The 17398-nt window shown below is 64.9% G+C and carries 14 protein-coding genes; all 14 read left to right on the top strand.

Annotated features, from left to right (window positions below):
* Nucleotides 1–33: 33 nt before the first annotated feature.
* Complete coding sequence (locus tag NFW05_RS13845) at nucleotides 34–864, top strand: Stp1/IreP family PP2C-type Ser/Thr phosphatase (RefSeq protein WP_295307953.1); 831 nt, start codon at nucleotides 34–36, stop codon at nucleotides 862–864.
* Nucleotides 865–878: 14 nt separating this feature from the next.
* Nucleotides 879–1535, top strand: a complete 657-nt coding sequence (locus NFW05_RS13850; RefSeq protein ID WP_295307955.1) for an FHA domain-containing protein — start codon at nucleotides 879–881, stop codon at nucleotides 1533–1535.
* Between the two features lie 97 nt (nucleotides 1536–1632).
* A complete protein-coding gene (locus NFW05_RS13855; protein ID WP_295307958.1) occupies nucleotides 1633–2400 on the top strand; it encodes a 3',5'-cyclic-nucleotide phosphodiesterase in 768 nt (255 codons plus the stop codon).
* 16 nt (nucleotides 2401–2416) lie between these two features.
* A complete protein-coding gene (locus NFW05_RS13860; RefSeq protein ID WP_295307961.1) occupies nucleotides 2417–4786 on the top strand; it encodes a GspE/PulE family protein in 2370 nt (789 codons plus the stop codon).
* Nucleotides 4787–5156: 370 nt separating this feature from the next.
* The gene (locus NFW05_RS13865; RefSeq protein ID WP_295307964.1) at nucleotides 5157–7106 is read left to right on the top strand and encodes a DNA topoisomerase IV subunit B; all 1950 of its coding nucleotides are present in this window, start codon (nucleotides 5157–5159) and stop codon (nucleotides 7104–7106) included.
* Between the two features lie 13 nt (nucleotides 7107–7119).
* Nucleotides 7120–9477, top strand: a complete 2358-nt coding sequence (gene parC / locus NFW05_RS13870) for a DNA topoisomerase IV subunit A (RefSeq protein ID WP_295307967.1) — start codon at nucleotides 7120–7122, stop codon at nucleotides 9475–9477.
* Between the two features lie 100 nt (nucleotides 9478–9577).
* Entirely contained in the window at nucleotides 9578–10000 is a 423-nt protein-coding gene (locus tag NFW05_RS13875) for a CreA family protein (RefSeq protein ID WP_295308102.1), read from the top strand.
* A 114-nt stretch (nucleotides 10001–10114) separates the two neighbouring features.
* The gene (locus NFW05_RS13880; RefSeq protein ID WP_295307970.1) at nucleotides 10115–11356 is read left to right on the top strand and encodes a class I SAM-dependent methyltransferase; all 1242 of its coding nucleotides are present in this window, start codon (nucleotides 10115–10117) and stop codon (nucleotides 11354–11356) included.
* 75 nt (nucleotides 11357–11431) lie between these two features.
* The gene (gene gshA, locus NFW05_RS13885; RefSeq protein WP_295307973.1) at nucleotides 11432–12739 is read left to right on the top strand and encodes a glutamate--cysteine ligase; all 1308 of its coding nucleotides are present in this window, start codon (nucleotides 11432–11434) and stop codon (nucleotides 12737–12739) included.
* Entirely contained in the window at nucleotides 12730–13683 is a 954-nt protein-coding gene (gshB, locus tag NFW05_RS13890) for a glutathione synthase (RefSeq protein ID WP_295307976.1), read from the top strand. The genes gshA and gshB overlap by 10 nt, the downstream gene beginning before the upstream one ends.
* Nucleotides 13665–14702, top strand: coding sequence for an FAD:protein FMN transferase (locus NFW05_RS13895; protein WP_295307979.1), 1038 nt, complete (start codon nucleotides 13665–13667; stop codon nucleotides 14700–14702). Before gshB ends, NFW05_RS13895 begins: the two co-directional genes overlap by 19 nt.
* Before the next feature lie 114 nt (nucleotides 14703–14816).
* The gene (locus tag NFW05_RS13900) at nucleotides 14817–15206 is read left to right on the top strand and encodes a PTS fructose transporter subunit IIA (RefSeq protein ID WP_295307982.1); all 390 of its coding nucleotides are present in this window, start codon (nucleotides 14817–14819) and stop codon (nucleotides 15204–15206) included.
* A gap of 22 nt (nucleotides 15207–15228) precedes the next feature.
* Nucleotides 15229–15498, top strand: coding sequence for an HPr family phosphocarrier protein (locus NFW05_RS13905; protein ID WP_295307985.1), 270 nt, complete (start codon nucleotides 15229–15231; stop codon nucleotides 15496–15498).
* A 7-nt stretch (nucleotides 15499–15505) separates the two neighbouring features.
* Nucleotides 15506–17260, top strand: coding sequence for a phosphoenolpyruvate--protein phosphotransferase (gene ptsP / locus NFW05_RS13910; RefSeq protein WP_295307988.1), 1755 nt, complete (start codon nucleotides 15506–15508; stop codon nucleotides 17258–17260).
* The last annotated feature ends 138 nt before the right edge of the window (nucleotides 17261–17398 follow it).

The following is a 17398-nucleotide window of genomic DNA, read 5'->3' on the forward strand; positions in this document are numbered from 1 at the left end:
AGCAGGTCGGCCGGTGAAGGGTGTGGACAGCGGGTGACGAACGGTCTTTCGGGAGCGCTGGAGATCGCGGTCCGGACCGACAGTGGTCTGGTACGGAGACAGAACGAAGACTCGGTCTTTGCCGATGCGCAGTGGGGTCTGGCGATCCTTGCCGATGGCATGGGCGGCTACAACGCAGGCGAAGTGGCCAGCAGCATGGCGACGGGTCTGCTGTCGAGCGGCCTCGAGGCGGCTTTCAGGAGAACCGCGGCGCACGAGATCGATCCCTGGAACGGGCAACCGTTTGCCCGCCGCTGCCTCGCCGAACAGATTCGTGAGGTCAATTCGACGATCCATCGGGCTGCCGAGGCTCAGGCGAGTCTGGGGGGGATGGGCACGACGCTCGTCGCGGTCGTCTTCTGCGACGACCATGTCGTCGTCGCGCATGTCGGCGATTCACGGCTGTATCGGCTTCGCGGCGAGAAACTCATCGCCATGACCCGCGATCATTCGTATCTCCAGGAGCAGATCGACAATGGATTGATTTCCGCTGAGGAGGCGCGCCATTCGCTTGATCGCAACCTGGTGACCCGAGCCGTTGGCGTCGATGCCGATGTTGAAGCGGAAATCCACGTTTATCCGGTGCGCCCGGGGGACATCTATCTGCTGTGTTCGGACGGGCTTTACGATATGGTCGATGAAGGGGAGATTCAGCACGCACTCGAGATGTGCGGAGCCAACCTCGAGCGGTCGGCGAGTCAGCTGATCCAGATGGCCAACGACAATGGCGGGGCGGATAATGTCTCGGTGGTTGTCGTCAAGGTGTTGCGGGCGTTTCCTGCGGTCAGAGGGGCATGGTCCAGGCTCTGGTCGTGGATGGGTTGAGGAAGAGAAAGACGATGGCAAAACTTGTACTGAGCATGGATGGTCTGGTTCTCAAGGAAATACCGCTGGTCAAGGAGCGGCTGAGCATCGGGCGCAAGGCGCACAACGATATCCAGATCGACAACATGGCGATCAGCGGCGAGCACGCCGTGGTGGTCACGATTCTCAACGATTCCTTCCTAGAAGACCTGAACAGCACCAACGGGACTCTGGTCAACGGCCAGCCGATCAGGAAGCACTTCCTCAAGGACGGCGATGTCATCGAGTTGGGCAAGTACAGAATGAAGTACATCACCGGTTCGAGCGAGAGTACCGACGATCTTTGGCAGACGACGTCGATCGGCTTCTCGGCGGGGGTCACAGGTCGTCCCGCGCCAGCGCAAGGCGGGCAGGCGGGCGGGACGACGTTGCCTGCAGCGACCATTCGACTGCTCAGTGGCGCCAATGCAGGTCACCAGTTGAAGCTGACCAAGACGCTGACGACGCTCGGCAAGCCCGGGCAGGTCGCCGTGATCGCCCGGAAGCCACAGGGCTATTTCCTCACCCATGTCGAGGGAGGCGAGTTTCCGCTGCTCAATGGCCAGGCGGTCGATGTCCGCCCACGTCGTCTCGAGAACCACGACCTGATCGAGATTGCCGGCGTGAAAATGGAGTTCTTCTTCAACAACTGACGGCCCGTCCTTTCTCGACTCGCCGGGAGCAGAAGGTCCTCGATGCTCCGGTGTCTGCGTAAAGGTCCAGGGAAAGTACGGTACGGCCGGAGCGACTATGAGACTCAGGGTGCTGGGCTGCAGCGGCGGAATCGGCGGCCGGGATTTGCGGACGACGTCGCTGCTCGTCGACGATGACATCCTGATCGATGCGGGCACGGGGGTCGCCGACCTCGTGCTCGCTGACCTGGCGCGCATCGACCACATCTTCCTGACCCACGCGCACCTCGATCATCTCGCCGCGCTTCCGCTGCTGGTCGACTCGGTCAGCGATCTGCGCGATACGCCGATCACCCTCCACGCGACGGCTGCGACACTGACGAGCATCGGCAAGCACATCTTCAACTGGGTGATCTGGCCGGATTTCACGGTGATTCCGAGCTTCGAGCGGCCAGCGATGCAGTATCGGGAGGTCAGCGTCGGCCAGCCACTGCGCCTCGGTTCGAGGACGATCACCGCCCTTCCAGCCGAGCACACCGTGCCTGCGGTAGGCTATCAGCTCGACTCGGGTGCAGCGAGCCTGGTTTTCACGGGGGATACGACGATCAATCCGGCGTTCTGGCCGATCGTCAATCGCATCGCCAACCTCCGATATCTGCTCATCGAAACGGCCTTCCCGAACCGTGGAAGGCGGCTTGCCGAGGTTTCCAGGCACCTGTGCCCGAGCATGCTGGCCGCCGAGCTGAAACAGTTGAAGGTCGATGCGGAAATCTACATCAGCCACCTGAAGCCAGGGCAGATCGAGCTGACGATGTCCGAAATCGAGAGTTGCGCGAGCAGGTATCGGCCAAAGATGCTGCGCCACGGTCAGAGCTTCGATTTGTGAGCCGGTGGCCAGCGTGATGGAAAGCATTTGGCCGATCGACAGCAACCTGGGCGACATGAGCCGGCGCCTCAGCTTCTTCAGAAACCTTCAACGAGTTACCAACAGGATTCACGCTGCAGACAACATCGACGAGATCGTCGTCGAGATGTCGGAGGACATCTGCGAGCTGTTTCACTGCGATCGCCTGACCATTTACCTGGTCAGTGACGACCGTCAGCATATCGTTTCCAAGCTCAAGACCGGGCTGACGTCGTACCGCGACATCCGGCTGCCGATTTCCGAGCAGAGCGTCGCTGGCCACGTGGCCATCTCCGGCAAGGTGATCAACATCCGGGATGTCTACGACGATCGTGAACTGGCCAGCTTCAGTCCGCGTCTCCGTTTCCTCAAGGACGTCGACCAGCGCACCGGTTATCGTTCGAAGCAGATGCTCGCTGCCCCGATCGTCAACGCCCAGACCGCTGAACTGACGGGGGTCGTACAGCTGATCAACAATCGCTCGGACACTCCTTTTCCGGCGCTTGCCGAGGAGGGCATCCAGGCGCTGGCGCAGACGCTGGCCGTGGCCTTCGCCCAGCGCCAGAAGGTTCCTCCGGTGCTCAAGACGAAGTACGATGCGCTGGTCAGTGGGGCGGTGATCTCGGCTGCCGAACTCGACCTGGCGCAACGGGCCGCGCGCCGCAAGGGCGCCGACATCGAGGACATCCTGGTCGGTGAATTCCAGGTGCCGCTGGCGTCCATCGGCAACGCGCTGTCCCGTTTCTTCGGCGTTCCCTACGAACCGTTCCGGCCGGGTCGCGCACGGCCGATGGATCTTCTGAAGAACCTCAAGCGCGATTATGCTGAGGCGAATCACTGGCTGCCCGTCGAGGAATCTCCCGCGGGGGTCATCGTCGTGGCCATCGACCCCGAGCGGATCCGAAGCTCGCGCACGGCCCAGAACATCTTCCCGAAAAGCCGGATTGCCTTCCGGGTGACCACGCGCCGCGAATTCGAGCAACTGGTCGCGCAATTCTTCGGCGCCGGTTCCGAACTCGACTCGATCGGCAACATGCTCTCCGTGCTCGACGAACACGATTCGGGTGACGTGGCAGCGGGCAGCGGTGCCGAAGTGCTCAGTGCGGCGGCGGACAACGAACTCGTTCGCCTGGTCAACAAGATCATTGTCGATGCGTGCCAGTCGGGGGCTTCCGACATCCACATCGAACCGAGGCCCGGCGCCGAGAAGACGCTGATCCGCTTTCGTCGGGATGGGTCTCTGGCCCCGTACATCGAAGTCCCGGCGGCGTACCGCAACGCTTTGATCGCGCGACTCAAGATCATGGCCGACCTGGACATCTCGGAGAAGCGGCGGCCGCAGGACGGGAAGATTCGCTTCAGGCGATGGGGCCCTCTGGACATCGAGCTGCGCGTCGCGACGCTGCCGACGGCCGGCGGTCTCGAGGACGTCGTTTTGCGCATCCTCGCAGCCGGTGAGCCGATCCCGATCGACCAGCTCGGAGTGAGCGCGGTCAACCTCGAGCGGCTGAAGGCTCTGCTCAGCCGACCCTACGGCCTTTTCTTCGTCTGCGGTCCAACGGGTTCGGGCAAAACGACGACCCTGCACTCAATCCTGAGTTACCTGAACCGGCCCGAGACAAAGATCTGGACCGCCGAGGATCCCGTCGAGATTACCCAGAAGGGCCTGCGGCAGGTGCAGGTCAACAAGAAGGCGGGCCTCGACTTTGCGACGGTCATGCGCGCCTTTCTGCGGGCCGACCCGGATGTGATCATGGTCGGCGAAATGCGCGACCGCGAGACGGTGTCGATTGGCATCGAGGCCTCGTTGACCGGCCACCTGGTTTTCGCCACGCTGCACACCAACAGCGCGCCTGAATCGATCAATCGCCTGCTCGACATGGGGATGGATCCCTTCAACTTTGCCGACGCGCTGCTCGGCATTCTCGCGCAGAGGCTGGCCAAGCGGCTATGCCCATCGTGCCGGCAGGCTTATCAGCCGGCTGCAGAGGAAATCCGGCTTCTTCTCGACGAGTACTGCGGCGAACTGAAGCAGACGACCGCCTGGCAGGCCGATCCCGCCGCTGCCAGTGAGCGCGTGCATGGCGAGTGGCTTGCCCAGTTCGCAAGGCAGGGTGTGTTCACCCTCCATCGCCCCCGGGGCTGCGAAGCGTGCGCTCATACCGGCTACTCCGGGCGCGTCGGATTGCACGAATTGCTCGTCGGGAGCGACCTGCTCAAGCGCCAGATCCAGGAGCGCGCGCGAGCCTCAGACATCCTGGTCACTGCGCTGGGCGAGGGCATGCGCACGCTCAAGATGGACGGCATCGAAAAAGTCCTCTCCGGGATGACCGACCTCAAGCACGTGCGCGCCGTTTGCGTCAAGTAAGAACTCGGGCAGCAGGCTGCCGGCTCGGTGAGCCTGCGGCGATCGGCCATGGGGCCATCCCCCGAAGGATTCGGACCGGGGCTGGCCGGCGTCGTCGTTGCTGCGTATTCAGCGCGTGAAGAAGCTGCTAGCATGCCGGATGTTCCGGGTTCGGGCGACCGGCCGAGGCCGGGCGTCCATTCCGCCGGTCAGCTTGCCCGGTGTCACGGCGCAGCAATCGGCCAGGAGGTCCTTCGGTAGTACGCTGCTGGCGGGCTGAACGCGAGGCCGAGGCTGTCCCGGTGTGGCCGCGGGGTGGCTGCAGCATCGCGGGCTCTGCCGGGGCGGTAGCGAGAGGCCTCGGCGCCGGGTTGCCGGAAACTTCCAGATCATGACTTACAACGCAGAATCGATTGCCGTTCTCAAGGGGCTCGAGCCGGTTCGTCATCGGCCCGGGATGTACACGCGGACCGATTCCCCGCTGCATATCGTCCAGGAGGCAATCGATAATGCGGCTGACGAGGCACTGGGCGGTTACTGCCGGCACATCGTCGTCACCGTTCACCGCGACCATTCGGTTTCCGTCGAGGATGACGGGCGGGGTATTCCGGTCGAAGTCCATCCACTCGAGAAGGTGTCGACGCTCGAGGTCGTGTTCACCCGCCTGCACGCCGGCGGCAAGTTCAACAAGGACGCTGGTGCCTCGGCCTACCGTTTCTCGGGCGGCCTGCACGGCGTCGGCGTCTCGGTGACCAACGCGCTGTCGACCCGCCTCGAGGTCGAGGTGGTCAGGAACGGCGCACGCCATCGGATGGCCTTCGCCAGCGGCGCGGTCGTCGAGCCGCTGCAGCGTGTCGGCGACGCTCCGCGGAAGCTCAGCGGTACCCGCTTGCGCGTCTGGCCTGACCCCACCTTCTTCGACTCGGCGGTGATTCCGCTCGGTCAGCTCGAACGCCTGCTGCGCAGCAAGGCGCTCCTGTTGCCGGGCCTGCACGTTTCGCTGAGCATCGAGGACGGGGCGACCAGCGAGTGGTGCTTCGCGAACGGCATGCTCCAGTATCTCGCCGAGCAGATCGATGGCGAGACGGTCGCTCCGCTGTTTGCCGGCGAGAACTATGCGCCGCAAGGTGACGAGAATTTCCCGGTCGGCTCGGGAGCCGCGTGGGCAATCGGCTGGACGGCCGAGGGCACCGTCGCCCGTGAGTCTTACGTCAACCTGATTCCGACTCCGGCCGGCGGTACCCATGAGGCCGGGTTGCGTCAGGCGGCGCTCGAAGCGGTCAAGTCCTTCGCCGAGCACCACGCTCTGCTGCCCAAGGGAATCAGGCTCACGGCCGAGGACGTGCATTCACGGTTGAGCTTCGTGCTGGCCATCCGTATGCTCGATCCGTCGTTTCAGGGGCAAACGAAGGAACGGCTCAACTCGCGTGACGCGCTGGCTCTCGTCGTGCGCATGCTCCGCGATCCGCTCGAGCTGTGGCTCAACGAGAATCCGGACCCGGGGAAGCGGATCACCGAGCTGGCGATCCGTGCGGCGCAGGCACGCACACGCGCTGCGCAGAAGGTCGAAAAGCGCAAGCAGTCGGCAGTGGCGATCCTCCCCGGCAAGCTCTCCGACTGCCAGAGCGAGGACACGCGGCGCAACGAGATCTTCCTCGTCGAGGGTGATTCCGCCGGCGGCTCGGCCAAGGCCGGACGGGACAAGGACCTACAGGCGATTCTGCCGCTGCGTGGCAAGGTGCTGAATACCTGGGAAGTCGATGCGGCGAGCCTGTTCGCCAATCGCGAGGTGCACGACATCGCCGTGGCTCTGGGCATCGATCCACACCCGGCGAGCGCTCCGGACTCGGTTCTCGCCAACCTGCGTTATGGCAAGGTGGTGATCATGACCGACGCCGACGTCGACGGTTCGCACATTCGTGTGCTTTTGTGCACGCTGTTCTACCGTCACTTCCCGAGGCTCGTCGCTGGCGGTCATCTCTACTTTGCCCAGCCGCCGTTGTATCGCCTGGACGTTCCGGGACAGGGCAGGACGCGCCTGCCGCGCAAGATTTATGCGCTGGACGACGGCGAACTCGAAGCGGCGATCGATCGATTGCGCCTGGATGGCGTCAGGCGCGAAGCGATCTCGATTTCGCGCTTCAAGGGACTCGGCGAGATGAACTCCGAGCAGCTCTGGGAGACGACGATGTCGCCCGATACACGCCGGCTGGTGCGCGTGCGCATGCCTGTAGCCGAAGTTGCCCGGCCGGTGATGAACATGCTGATGGGCCGGAGCGAGTCCGCTGGCCGCCGCGCCTGGATGGAAGAGAACGGCGCGCTGATCGGCGCCGAGAGCTGAGGAGGTCCCGATCGTGAACAAGGATTCGACGCCGGACCTCTTCTCCGGTCTGCTCGAGGAGGCTGGCGGGGGCCCGCCAGGACCGCCCGGACCACCTCCGCCGCCAGTGGAATCCGGCGACGACGACAGCATCCTGCTCCACGATTCGGCTGCTCGCGACTACCTCGAATACGCGGTGGCCGTGGTCAAGGGACGCGCTCTCCCCGAGGTCAAGGACGGACTCAAGCCGGTGCAGCGTCGCGTCCTCTTCGCGATGCGCGAACTCGGCCTGTCGGCAACGGCCCGGCCAGTCAAATCGGCCCGTGTCGTCGGCGACGTGATCGGCAAGTTTCATCCGCACGGGGACGCCTCGGCCTACGATGCGATGGTCCGAGTCGCGCAGCCGTTCGTTCTGCGTTACCCGCTGGTTGACGGTCAGGGCAATTTCGGTTCGCGCGACGGCGACAACGCGGCGGCGATGCGCTACACGGAAGCGCGCCTGACGCCGATCGCCGAACTGCTGCTCGGCGAACTCGGCGAGGGTACCGTCGATTTCCAGTCGAACTACGACGGCTCGCTCGAGGAGCCGGCATTCCTGCCGGCACGCTTGCCCTTCGTGCTGCTCAACGGGGCTTCGGGGATCGCTGTCGGCATGGCCACCGAGATCCCGTCGCACAACCTGCGCGAAGTGGCCGCAGCGGTGATTCACAAGATCGAGCACCCGGCGGCCGGGGTCGATGAGCTGCTCGAACATCTGCCGGGGCCCGACTTCCCCGGAGGCGGACAGATCATCTCGCCGTCCGCGGACATCGCTGCCGCCTACGCGAGCGGGCGCGGATCGTTGCGCGTCCGCGCGCGCTACGAGATCGAGGAACTGGCCCGCGGTGCCTGGCAGCTGGTGTTCACCGAACTGCCTCCGGGCGTCTCGACGGCCAGGGTGCTCGCCGAGGTCGGTGCGCTGCTCAATCCACAGCCCAGACCGGGCAGGAAGACGATCGAGCAGTCGGCCGCGCAGCTCAAGGCCCTGTTCGCCTCTCAGCTCGATCGCGCTCGCGACGAATCGGGCAAGGACGACGACGTCCGGCTGGTCTTCGAGCCGGCGAGCTCGCGGATCGACCGCGGCGAGTTCATCGGCCTGCTGCTCGCGCACACGAGTCTCGAAACCTCGGCCCCGATCAACCTGGTCGCCGTGGGGATCGATGGCCGTCCGTGTCAGAAGTCGCTCGCCGACCTGATCGGCGAATGGTGTTCGTTCCGTATTCGCATCGTCGAGCGGCGAACCCGTCATCGCCTGAACAAGGCCGAAGAAAGGATCCACATCCTTGAAGGCCGGCTGATCGTCTTGCTGAACATCGACGAGGTCATACGCCTGATCCGCGAGTCGGACGACCCGAAGGCCGCGCTGATCGCCCGCTTCGCGCTATCCGATCGACAGGCCGAGGACATCCTCGAAATCCGCCTGCGCCAGCTGGCGCGGCTGGAGGGCATCCGCATCGAGCAGGAACTCGGCCGGCTGCACGCCGAGCGGGAAGGGCTTGTCCGCCTGCTCGGCAGCAACGCGCTGCTGCGCCGGCAGGTGATCCGGGAAATCCGGGCCGACGCAGACAAGTACGGTGATCCGCGCCGGACGCTGATCCAGGCGGCTGCGACGGCCTCGCGCTCCGAGGTGGCGACCGTCGCCGACGAGCCGGTGACGGTGATCATTTCCGCGAAGGGATGGGCACGGGTCAGGCAAGGTCACGGGCTCGACCTTTCCGGAGTCGTTTACAAGGAAGGCGATCGCGCCGGATCAGCCCAGGAGTGCCGCTCGGTCGACTCGCTGATCGTCGTCTCCAGCGAGGGACGCGCCTTCACTGTCGCGATCGCCGGTCTTCCCGATGGGCGTGGCATGGGCGCCCCGCTCTCTTCGTTTGTCGACCTGGCCGGGGGCAGGATCGCCCACGTTCTCACCGGTCGTCCGGAAGACGAGATTCTCGTCGCCAAGACCTCGGGCTACGGCTTCATCTGCCGTTTCGCCGACCTGCTCTCGCGACAGAAGGCGGGCAAGGCTTTCCTCTCCGTCGAGGAGGGCGCGACGATCCTGCCACCGCTGCGGGTCGCCGGTCGGGACCACTTGGCCGCCCTCTCGGAGGATGGTCGCCTGCTCGTCTTTCCGCTCGATCAGATGAAGCGGCTGAGCGCCGGCAAGGGTGTGCAGATCATCGGCTTGCGCGAGGGAGAAGCGCTGCGCTCGGTGTGCGCGATCAGCGGCACCCGGGTCGCGGTTCGCGGCATGCTGCGCAACCGGACGAAGACGCTGGTCTCGGACGACCGGCACCTTGGCCAGCGTGCTCGCCGCGGAGCGCCGATCGGGCCGCTCGTGCACGCGACGCTCGAAGCCTCGGCCGGTTGAAGCTGCCGGAATCACCAGGAAGGAGGAACGGGCGATGGCCGAAGGGCAAGGATCGAAGGCAAGGGGGCGGCGGACCGTCGCCGGACTGTTGTGCACACTGATGTGCCTGCCGGTTGTCGCCGAAGAGGTCGGGTGCGTGACCACCGAGTGGAAACTCATCGGTGCCAATCACCGGGTCTGCGTCGCCAGTTTCCACGACCCGAAGATCCCCGGTGTCACCTGCCACGTGAGCCAGGCGAGGACCGGGGGGGTCAGCGGATCGCTCGGGCTGGCTCAGGATCCTTCGCAGTTCTCGCTCGCCTGCCGACAGACCGGACCGATCAGCCTGCCGGCCAAGCTTCCGAAAGAGGCGACGGTGTTCACCGAGGACACGTCGATTGTCTTCAAGGAAACACGCGTCGTCAGATTGTGGGACGAGGCGAACAGGACGCTGGTCTATCTGGCGATCAGTCGCAAGCTGATCGATGGCGCGCCGGCGAACAGCGTTTCGACGGTGCCGGTGATGCCCTGGGGTGGGCAGTGAGTCCGGAGGAAGGCAGTCGTGCTGCCGAGCGGCGACGACGCCACCCCGGGGGCCAGCGAGAGCCTGCCCCCGAGTGCTGCCGCTGGCCGCGACGCTGACCCCGGGAGCCCATCGATGGCCGTAGCCGGCGTCGGCGAGAACGTCTGCGACGTCGGCGGGCTCGGCCAGGTGTTCACCCCCTTGCCGGTGGTCGAGGTGATGCTCGGACTGGTCAGGAATCGCGGGCGGATCCTCGAGCCGGCCTGCGGGGACGGTGCCTTCCTGCGCCATTTTCCCTCGGCGGTGGGCATCGAGATCGACGCCCGTCACGCTCCGACCGGCGCGCGGGTCATGGACTTCTTCGACTATCCGCAGCACGAGTCGTTCGCGACGATCATCGGTAATCCGCCGTACGTGCGTTACCAGGACATTGCGCAGGGTACTCGCCGACTGATTCGCCGCAGCGTGCTCGACGGGCGGTCGAACCTGTACCTGCTGTTCATCGAGAAGTGCCTGCACCACCTGGCTCCGGGCGGCGAACTCGTGTTGATCACTCCACGGGACTTCGTCAAGGCGACTTCGGCCGTGCCGTTGAATCGCCTGCTCCATGCCCGTGGAACGATCACCGACTTCGTCGAACTCGGCGATTCGCGGCTGTTTGCCGGCGCCACACCGAACTGTGCGATCTGGCGCTTCGAACTCGGGAACTTCTCGAGACGCACGCGGTATGCGGCACAGGGAGTCGCCGATGGTCTCGCCGGCTTGGCGAGACTGCAATGGGATGAGCGCCGGTTCATCGAAAGCGGCGGGCATCTCCTGTTCACGCGTGGCGACTATCCGTTGCGCCTGTCCGACATCGCCTTCGTCAAGGTTGGAGCGGTTTCGGGGGCCGATGACGTTTATGCCAGCGACGTTTACGGGAACCGCAGCTTCGTCTGTTCGGAGACGGTGACCACGGGAACGACCCGGCGCATGCTCTGGATCGAATCTGGAGATCCGCCGCCGGCGGTGCTGCTGCCGTTCAAGGAGAGACTTCTCGCCCGGCGTGTTCGCCCGTTCGATGAATCGAACTGGTGGCACTGGGGCCGCGGCTATTACCAGTCGGATCGCCCGCGGGTCTATGTCAATGCCCGGACGCGTCGTCCGCAGCCCTTCTTCGTCCATCCCTGCCCGCATTACGACGGCGCGGTGCTGGCGATCTTTGCGCACGACCCGGCGGGCGACGTACGTGCTCTGGCGGTGGCGCTCAACGGTATCGACTGGGACGACCTCGGCTTCGTCTGCGATGGTCGTTTCCTGTTCACCCAGCGCAGTCTGGAACAGACGCCGTTGCCCGTCGCGCTCGCCGTGTTCGCGCCGGCTCGCAGTGTAAAATAACGAGCTTGCCGGCGGCGGCCCGCCGCCGGACGTGCAACGCTACTGCCGGACTTCGCGGATTGGAGACAAGCCGATATGGTTCCACGTCTGACGACAGCCCTCGACGGTCCTCTGCTGGAGATCGAGCGTCGCTGCCTCGAAGCCCAGCCGGAAATCGAGCGCTGGCTGCGTGGGCAATGGCAGGAGCACACGCCGCCTTTCTACGGCTCGGTCGACCTGCGCAACGCCGGTTTCAAACTCGCCCCGGTGGACATGAATCTGTTCCCCGGTGGGTTCAACAACCTCGACGCCACCTTTCTGCCGCTGTGCGTGCAGGCCGCGATGACGGCGATCGACCGGATCTGCCCGGACGCCCGCCGCCTGCTGCTGATCCCCGAGAACCACACACGCAATCTGTTCTATCTGCAAAACGTTGCGCAACTGGCGACGATCCTGCGGATGACCGGTCTCGAAGTGCGTCTGGGTTCGCTGCTCCCGGACATCGACAGACCGACGGCACTCGATCTTCCGGACGGGTCGTCGCTACTGCTCGAGCCTCTCGTGCGCAGCGGTTCGCGGATCGGACTCAGCGATTTCGCCCCCTGCGCCGTGCTGCTGAACAACGACCTCTCGGCGGGAATCCCCGGGATCCTGTGCGGGATCCGCGAGCAGTTCGTCCTGCCGCCACTGCACGCCGGCTGGGCAGTTCGCCGCAAGTCGAATCACTTTGCCGCATATGACGAGGTCGCCAACGACTTCGCGCGTCTCGTCGGTATCGATCCGTGGCGGATCAATCCGTACTTCTCGGTGTGCAGCAGCGTCGATTTCCACGAGCGCCAGGGTGAGGACTGTCTGGCCGCAAACGTCGATGCGCTTCTCGGACTGATTGGCGAGAAGTACCGGCAGTACTCGATCGACGAGACGCCCTACGTCGTCGTCAAGGCCGACGCAGGCACCTACGGCATGGGCGTGATGACCGTCCGGGACGCTTCGCAGGTCAGGGGGCTCAGTCGCCGGCAGCGCAACAAGATGTCGGTGATCAAGGAGGGCATGCCCGTATCGCAGGTGATCATCCAGGAGGGGGTGCACACTTACGAGCAGATCGGCAGTGGCGCTCAGGAGGGCGTCGCCGAGCCGGTCGTCTACATGATCGATCGCTTCGTCGTCGGAGGCTTCTACCGGGTGCACACCGGTCGCGGGAGGGACGAGAACCTCAACGCTCCAGGGATGCATTTCGAGCCGCTGGCCTTCGAAACGAGTTGCTCGCTGCCTGACCAGGGCCAGAATCCGGATGCCGCGCCGAATCGCTTCTACGTCTATGGGGTCGTGGCCCGCCTGGCGCAACTGGCTGCCTCGATCGAACTTGAACGCACCGCTCCGGCGGAGGAGCCCTCATGCGCATAGCCTTCATCGTCGACCCGTTGCCTTCGCTGAAGGCGTACAAGGACTCGAGCATCGCGATGATGCGCGCGGCCCAGGCCGCCGGGCATGCGGTCTGGGCGATTCAGCAGCCGACAATCCACTGGTCGCCGCTGCACGGCGTCCGTGCTGAAGCGGTGCACCTCGAAATGCTCGCTGACGACGATGAGTGGTTCGTCGAGGTTGACCGTCACGTCGTCGCCCTGCGCGATTTTCGTGCAGTGCTGATGCGCAAGGACCCACCGTTCGACCTCGAATACGTCACCACCACCTGGCTCCTCGAGCGTGCCGAAGCCGAGGGCGCGCGGGTGTTCAACCGGCCACGCGCGCTGCGTGACCACTCCGAGAAACTTTCGGTGACCGAGTTTTCGCAGTTCACCGTGCCGCTGGTCGTCGGACGTGACGCCGCGGTGATCCATTCGTTCATCGACCGGGAGCGGGACACGATCCTCAAGCCACTCGACGGCATGGGTGGCAGCGAGATCTTCCGGGTTCGCCACGACGATCCCAACCGCAACGTCATCATCGAGTCGCTGACGCACTATGGTGCGCGGACGATCATGGCTCAGCGCTACATTCCGGAGATCGCCGACGGCGACAAGAGGATTCTGATCGTCGGCGGAAAAGTCGTCCCCTACTGTCTGGCGCGCATTCCGAAAGCCGGAGAGACGCGCGGCAACCTGGCTGCCGGAGGCAGGGGCGTCGCGCGCGAGCTCAGCGCACGTGATCGGGAAATAGCCGAAGCACTGGCGCCGGTGCTCGCCGCGCGCGGATTGCTGATCGTCGGTCTCGACGTAATCGGTGACTGGCTCACCGAGATCAACGTCACCAGCCCGACCTGTATGGTCGAGATTGCCGAACAGACCGGCCTTGACGCGGCCGAAATGGTCGTCGCTGCTCTGGAGCGTGAGTGCGCAGCGGTCGTCTAGCCTCGCTCGTCGTTCTGCTGTTCGCTCTCGCGGCCTGTAGCCGTGCGCCGCTGTATCATCAGGAAGCCTTCGTCTTCGGTACCCGAGTCGAGGTCTGGGTCGCCGGCCTGCCGGAAGCCGAGGCGCGTCCGGCGGTGGCCTCCGTGCTCCGCGAGTTCGACAGGCTGCACCGCAGCTACCATGCCTGGCAGCCGTCCGAGCTCAGCGCGCTGAACGCAGCTCTCGCTGAAGGCAGGGCGCATCCGGTGAGCGCCGAATTGGCCGATCTGCTCAGCCAGGCACAGCGGTTCACCGAACTCGGCGAGCAACTGTTCGATCCGGGAATCGGCCGGCTGATCGCTCTGTGGGGCTTCCAGTCCGACGAACCCCCTGCCGCACTTCCCGAGACGCGCGCGCTGGCCGCCTGGCGGGCCGCCCGGCCAAGCTTGCTCGATCTGCGTCTCGACGGCCAGACGGCGAGTTCGTCCCAGCGTTGGCTGGCGGTGGACTTTGGTGGCTATCTCAAGGGCGTGGCGCTCGACCGGGCAGCGAGCCTGCTCAGGGAGCAGGGCGTGCGTGACGCGCTGGTCAACATCGGGGGCAACGTCATCGTGCTCGGCAGCAAAAACGGCCAGCCGTGGCGCGTCGGCATCCAGCATCCGCGTCAGGCGGGAGCGCTGGCCACCGTCGAGCTCGGCGACGGCGAGGCGATCGGCACGTCGGGCGACTATCAGCGCTACTTCGAGGCTCGCGGTCGGCGCTACTGCCATATCCTCGATCCGCGCAGCGCCGAGCCTGTGGGTCACACGCAGTCGCTGACCGTGCTGATCTCGCCGCAACCCCTGGCCGGGACGATCTCCGACTTTGCCTCGAAGCCGTTGTTCATCGCTGGCGATGACTGGGCCAGGCTGGCTCGCAAGCTGCGCATCGACCAGGTGCTGAGGGTCGATGCGCAAGGGCGGATCGAGGTCAGCCGCGCTCTGCACGGTCGGCTGAGCTATCCGGGCGGTCAACCCGAAGGCCTCGAGATCGTCCGCTGAACGTGTCACCGTGGACGCCGCCACGTGCAGCCGTGGCGCGCCCATCCCGCAGCGGGGTGCTGCCGGGCGGCTTCGAATCGCTTAGAATGGCAGCCTGTCGCAAGGGTTGAGGCAATGATCGGAATTCTTCTGATTACCCACGGGTCGTTTGGCGAGAGCCTGATCCAGAACGTCTGCCACGTGCTCAACAAGCGTCCGCCGCTGATCGCTCAGCTCGGCGTCGCTGCTCAGGACGATCCGCTGGACATCCTGCCGCTGGCGCGCCTGCTGCTCAAGGAGGTCGATGCCGGCGAAGGCGTCTTGGTGATGACCGACATCTTTGGCGCCACTCCCGGAAATCTGGCGCTCAAGCTGCTTGATCCGGGGCACGTCGAGGGGGTGGCCGGAGCGAGTCTGCCGATGCTGCTGCGCGCTCTGACGTACCGCGGACACGGCATGGAAACGATGCTGGAGAAGGCGCTGAGCGGTGGTCGCGACGGCGTGATCAAGTTGCCGGCGGGGTAGGAACACAAGGAGGAAGGTCGCCATGGTACGCACGGAAGCCGCAATTCTCAACAAGCTCGGCTTGCACGCCCGCGCTTCGGCGAAGCTGACCCAGCTCGCCAGCAGCTTCGCCAGCGACGTCTGGATGGAGAAGGGCGCGCGCAGGATTAACGCCAAGAGCATCATGGGGGTGATGATGCTCGCCGCGGGCAAAGGTTCGACGGTCGTCGTCGAGACCGAGGGTACCGATGAGCAGGCGGCCAACGAAGCGATTCTGGGACTGATCGCCGCCCGCTTCGGCGAGCCCGAGTGAGCGGATTGTGAGCTTCACTCTGCACGGCCTGGCGGTTTCCGGCGGAATTGCCATTGGCCAGGCGCACCTGATCTCGCACGCGACGCTCGAGGTCTCGCATCTGGTGATCTCGCCGCGGCTGGTCGACAAGGAAGTCGCCCGCTTCGACGCTGCGGTGCAGCGCGTGCGCGAGGAATTCGCCCAGCTCAAGGGGCGTGCCCAGTTCTCGTCGGCCGAGTTCGGCGCGTTCATCGACCTGCACATGATGATCCTGTCGGACCCCGAACTCGCCGAAGCGCCCAAGCACCTGATCCGCGAGCGGCGCTGCAACGCGGAATGGGCGCTCGTACAGCAGATGGAGGTTCTCGTCCATCAGTTCGAACAGTTTGACGACGCCTATCTGCGCGAACGAAGCTACGACGTCCGCCAGGTCGTCGAACGGGTGATCAAGGAACTCGTCGGTCAGCCCGGACGGATGGCCTTGCGGCCAGGCCCGGGCAAGGGTATCCGCGAGGAAAACCTGATCGTCGTCGCGCACGATCTGTCGCCGGCCGACGTCATCGCGTACAAGGAACACCATTTCGCCGCCTTCGTCACCGACGTTGGCGGGTCGACTTCGCATACGGCGATTCTCGCGCGCAGCCTGCGCATCCCCGCCGTCCTCGGGCTGCACAACGCGCGACAGCTGATTCGCGACAACGAGGTCCTGATCGTCGACGGCACGCGAGGGGTGCTGATCGTCAACCCGGATCCGCGCGTACTCGATGAATACCGGCTCAGAAAGAGCCAGATCGAGCTCGAGCGCACCAAGCTGCGCCGCCTGAAGACCGCCCGTTCGGTGACCCTCGACGGGATCGACATCGACCTGCACGCGAACATCGAACTGCCCGGTGACGTGGCCAACGCACTCGACGGCGGTGCCGAAGGCATCGGCCTGTTCCGCACCGAGTTTCTCTTCCTCGATCGTGGCGACATGCCCACCGAGGATGAACAGTTCGAGGCCTACGGAACGGTGGTCAGAGGGATGGGTGGTCGGCCAGTGACGATCCGGACCTTCGATCTCGGTTACGACAAAGACCTGCACCCCGGGAAGGTGCTCGGCGACCGCATCCAGAGCAACCCGGCGCTCGGGCTCCGTGCGATCCGCCTGTCGCTGGCCGAACCGAAGATGTTCCAGACTCAGCTCCGGGCGATCCTTCGCGCGTCGCGCTACGGGAAGATCAAGCTGCTCATCCCGATGCTCTCGCAGGCGCACGAGATCGATCAGACGCTGGCTGCGATCGAACGGGCCAAGGCCAGTCTGCGTGCGGAACGTGTGCCGTTCGACGAGCAGACGCCGGTCGGTGCGATGATCGAGATCCCGGCCGCGGCGCTGGCCATCGGAATGTTCCTGCGGCGCGTAAACTTCCTCTCGATCGGCACCAATGACCTGATCCAGTACACACTGGCGATCGACCGCAGCGACGAACAGGTTGCACCGCTCTACGATCCGCTGCACCCGGCGGTCCTGATGCTGCTCGCGCACACGATCGCCAGTGCCGAGAAGGTGGCCATTCCCGTGTCGATTTGCGGCGAACTCGCCGGCGATGCGAATCTGACCCGCCTGCTGCTGGGAATGGGGTTGCGGCAGTTTTCAATGCATCCGGCGCAGATCCTGTCCGTCAAGCAGCGGATCATGCAGAGCAACTGTGCGGTGCTCGCCCCGATCGTCCGCCGTCTCCTGCGCCACGAGGAACCAGCCAAGATCCGCGAGCAGCTCGAGAAGCTCAACAGCCTCAGCTGAATTGACTTTTTCCCGGGCTGCGGGTAACTTTCGCGGCCCTCGCGCCGATTTGAACAGTCAGCTTGCGGGCGCCTGACCAATACGGCTGAAGCGCGGGTAGCCCGGTCCGCCCTGACAGCTGGCCGGGTTTTTTGTGCC

It is taken from the genome of Accumulibacter sp., assembly GCF_023806625.1.
Taxonomy (GTDB): Bacteria; Pseudomonadota; Gammaproteobacteria; order Burkholderiales; family Rhodocyclaceae; genus Accumulibacter.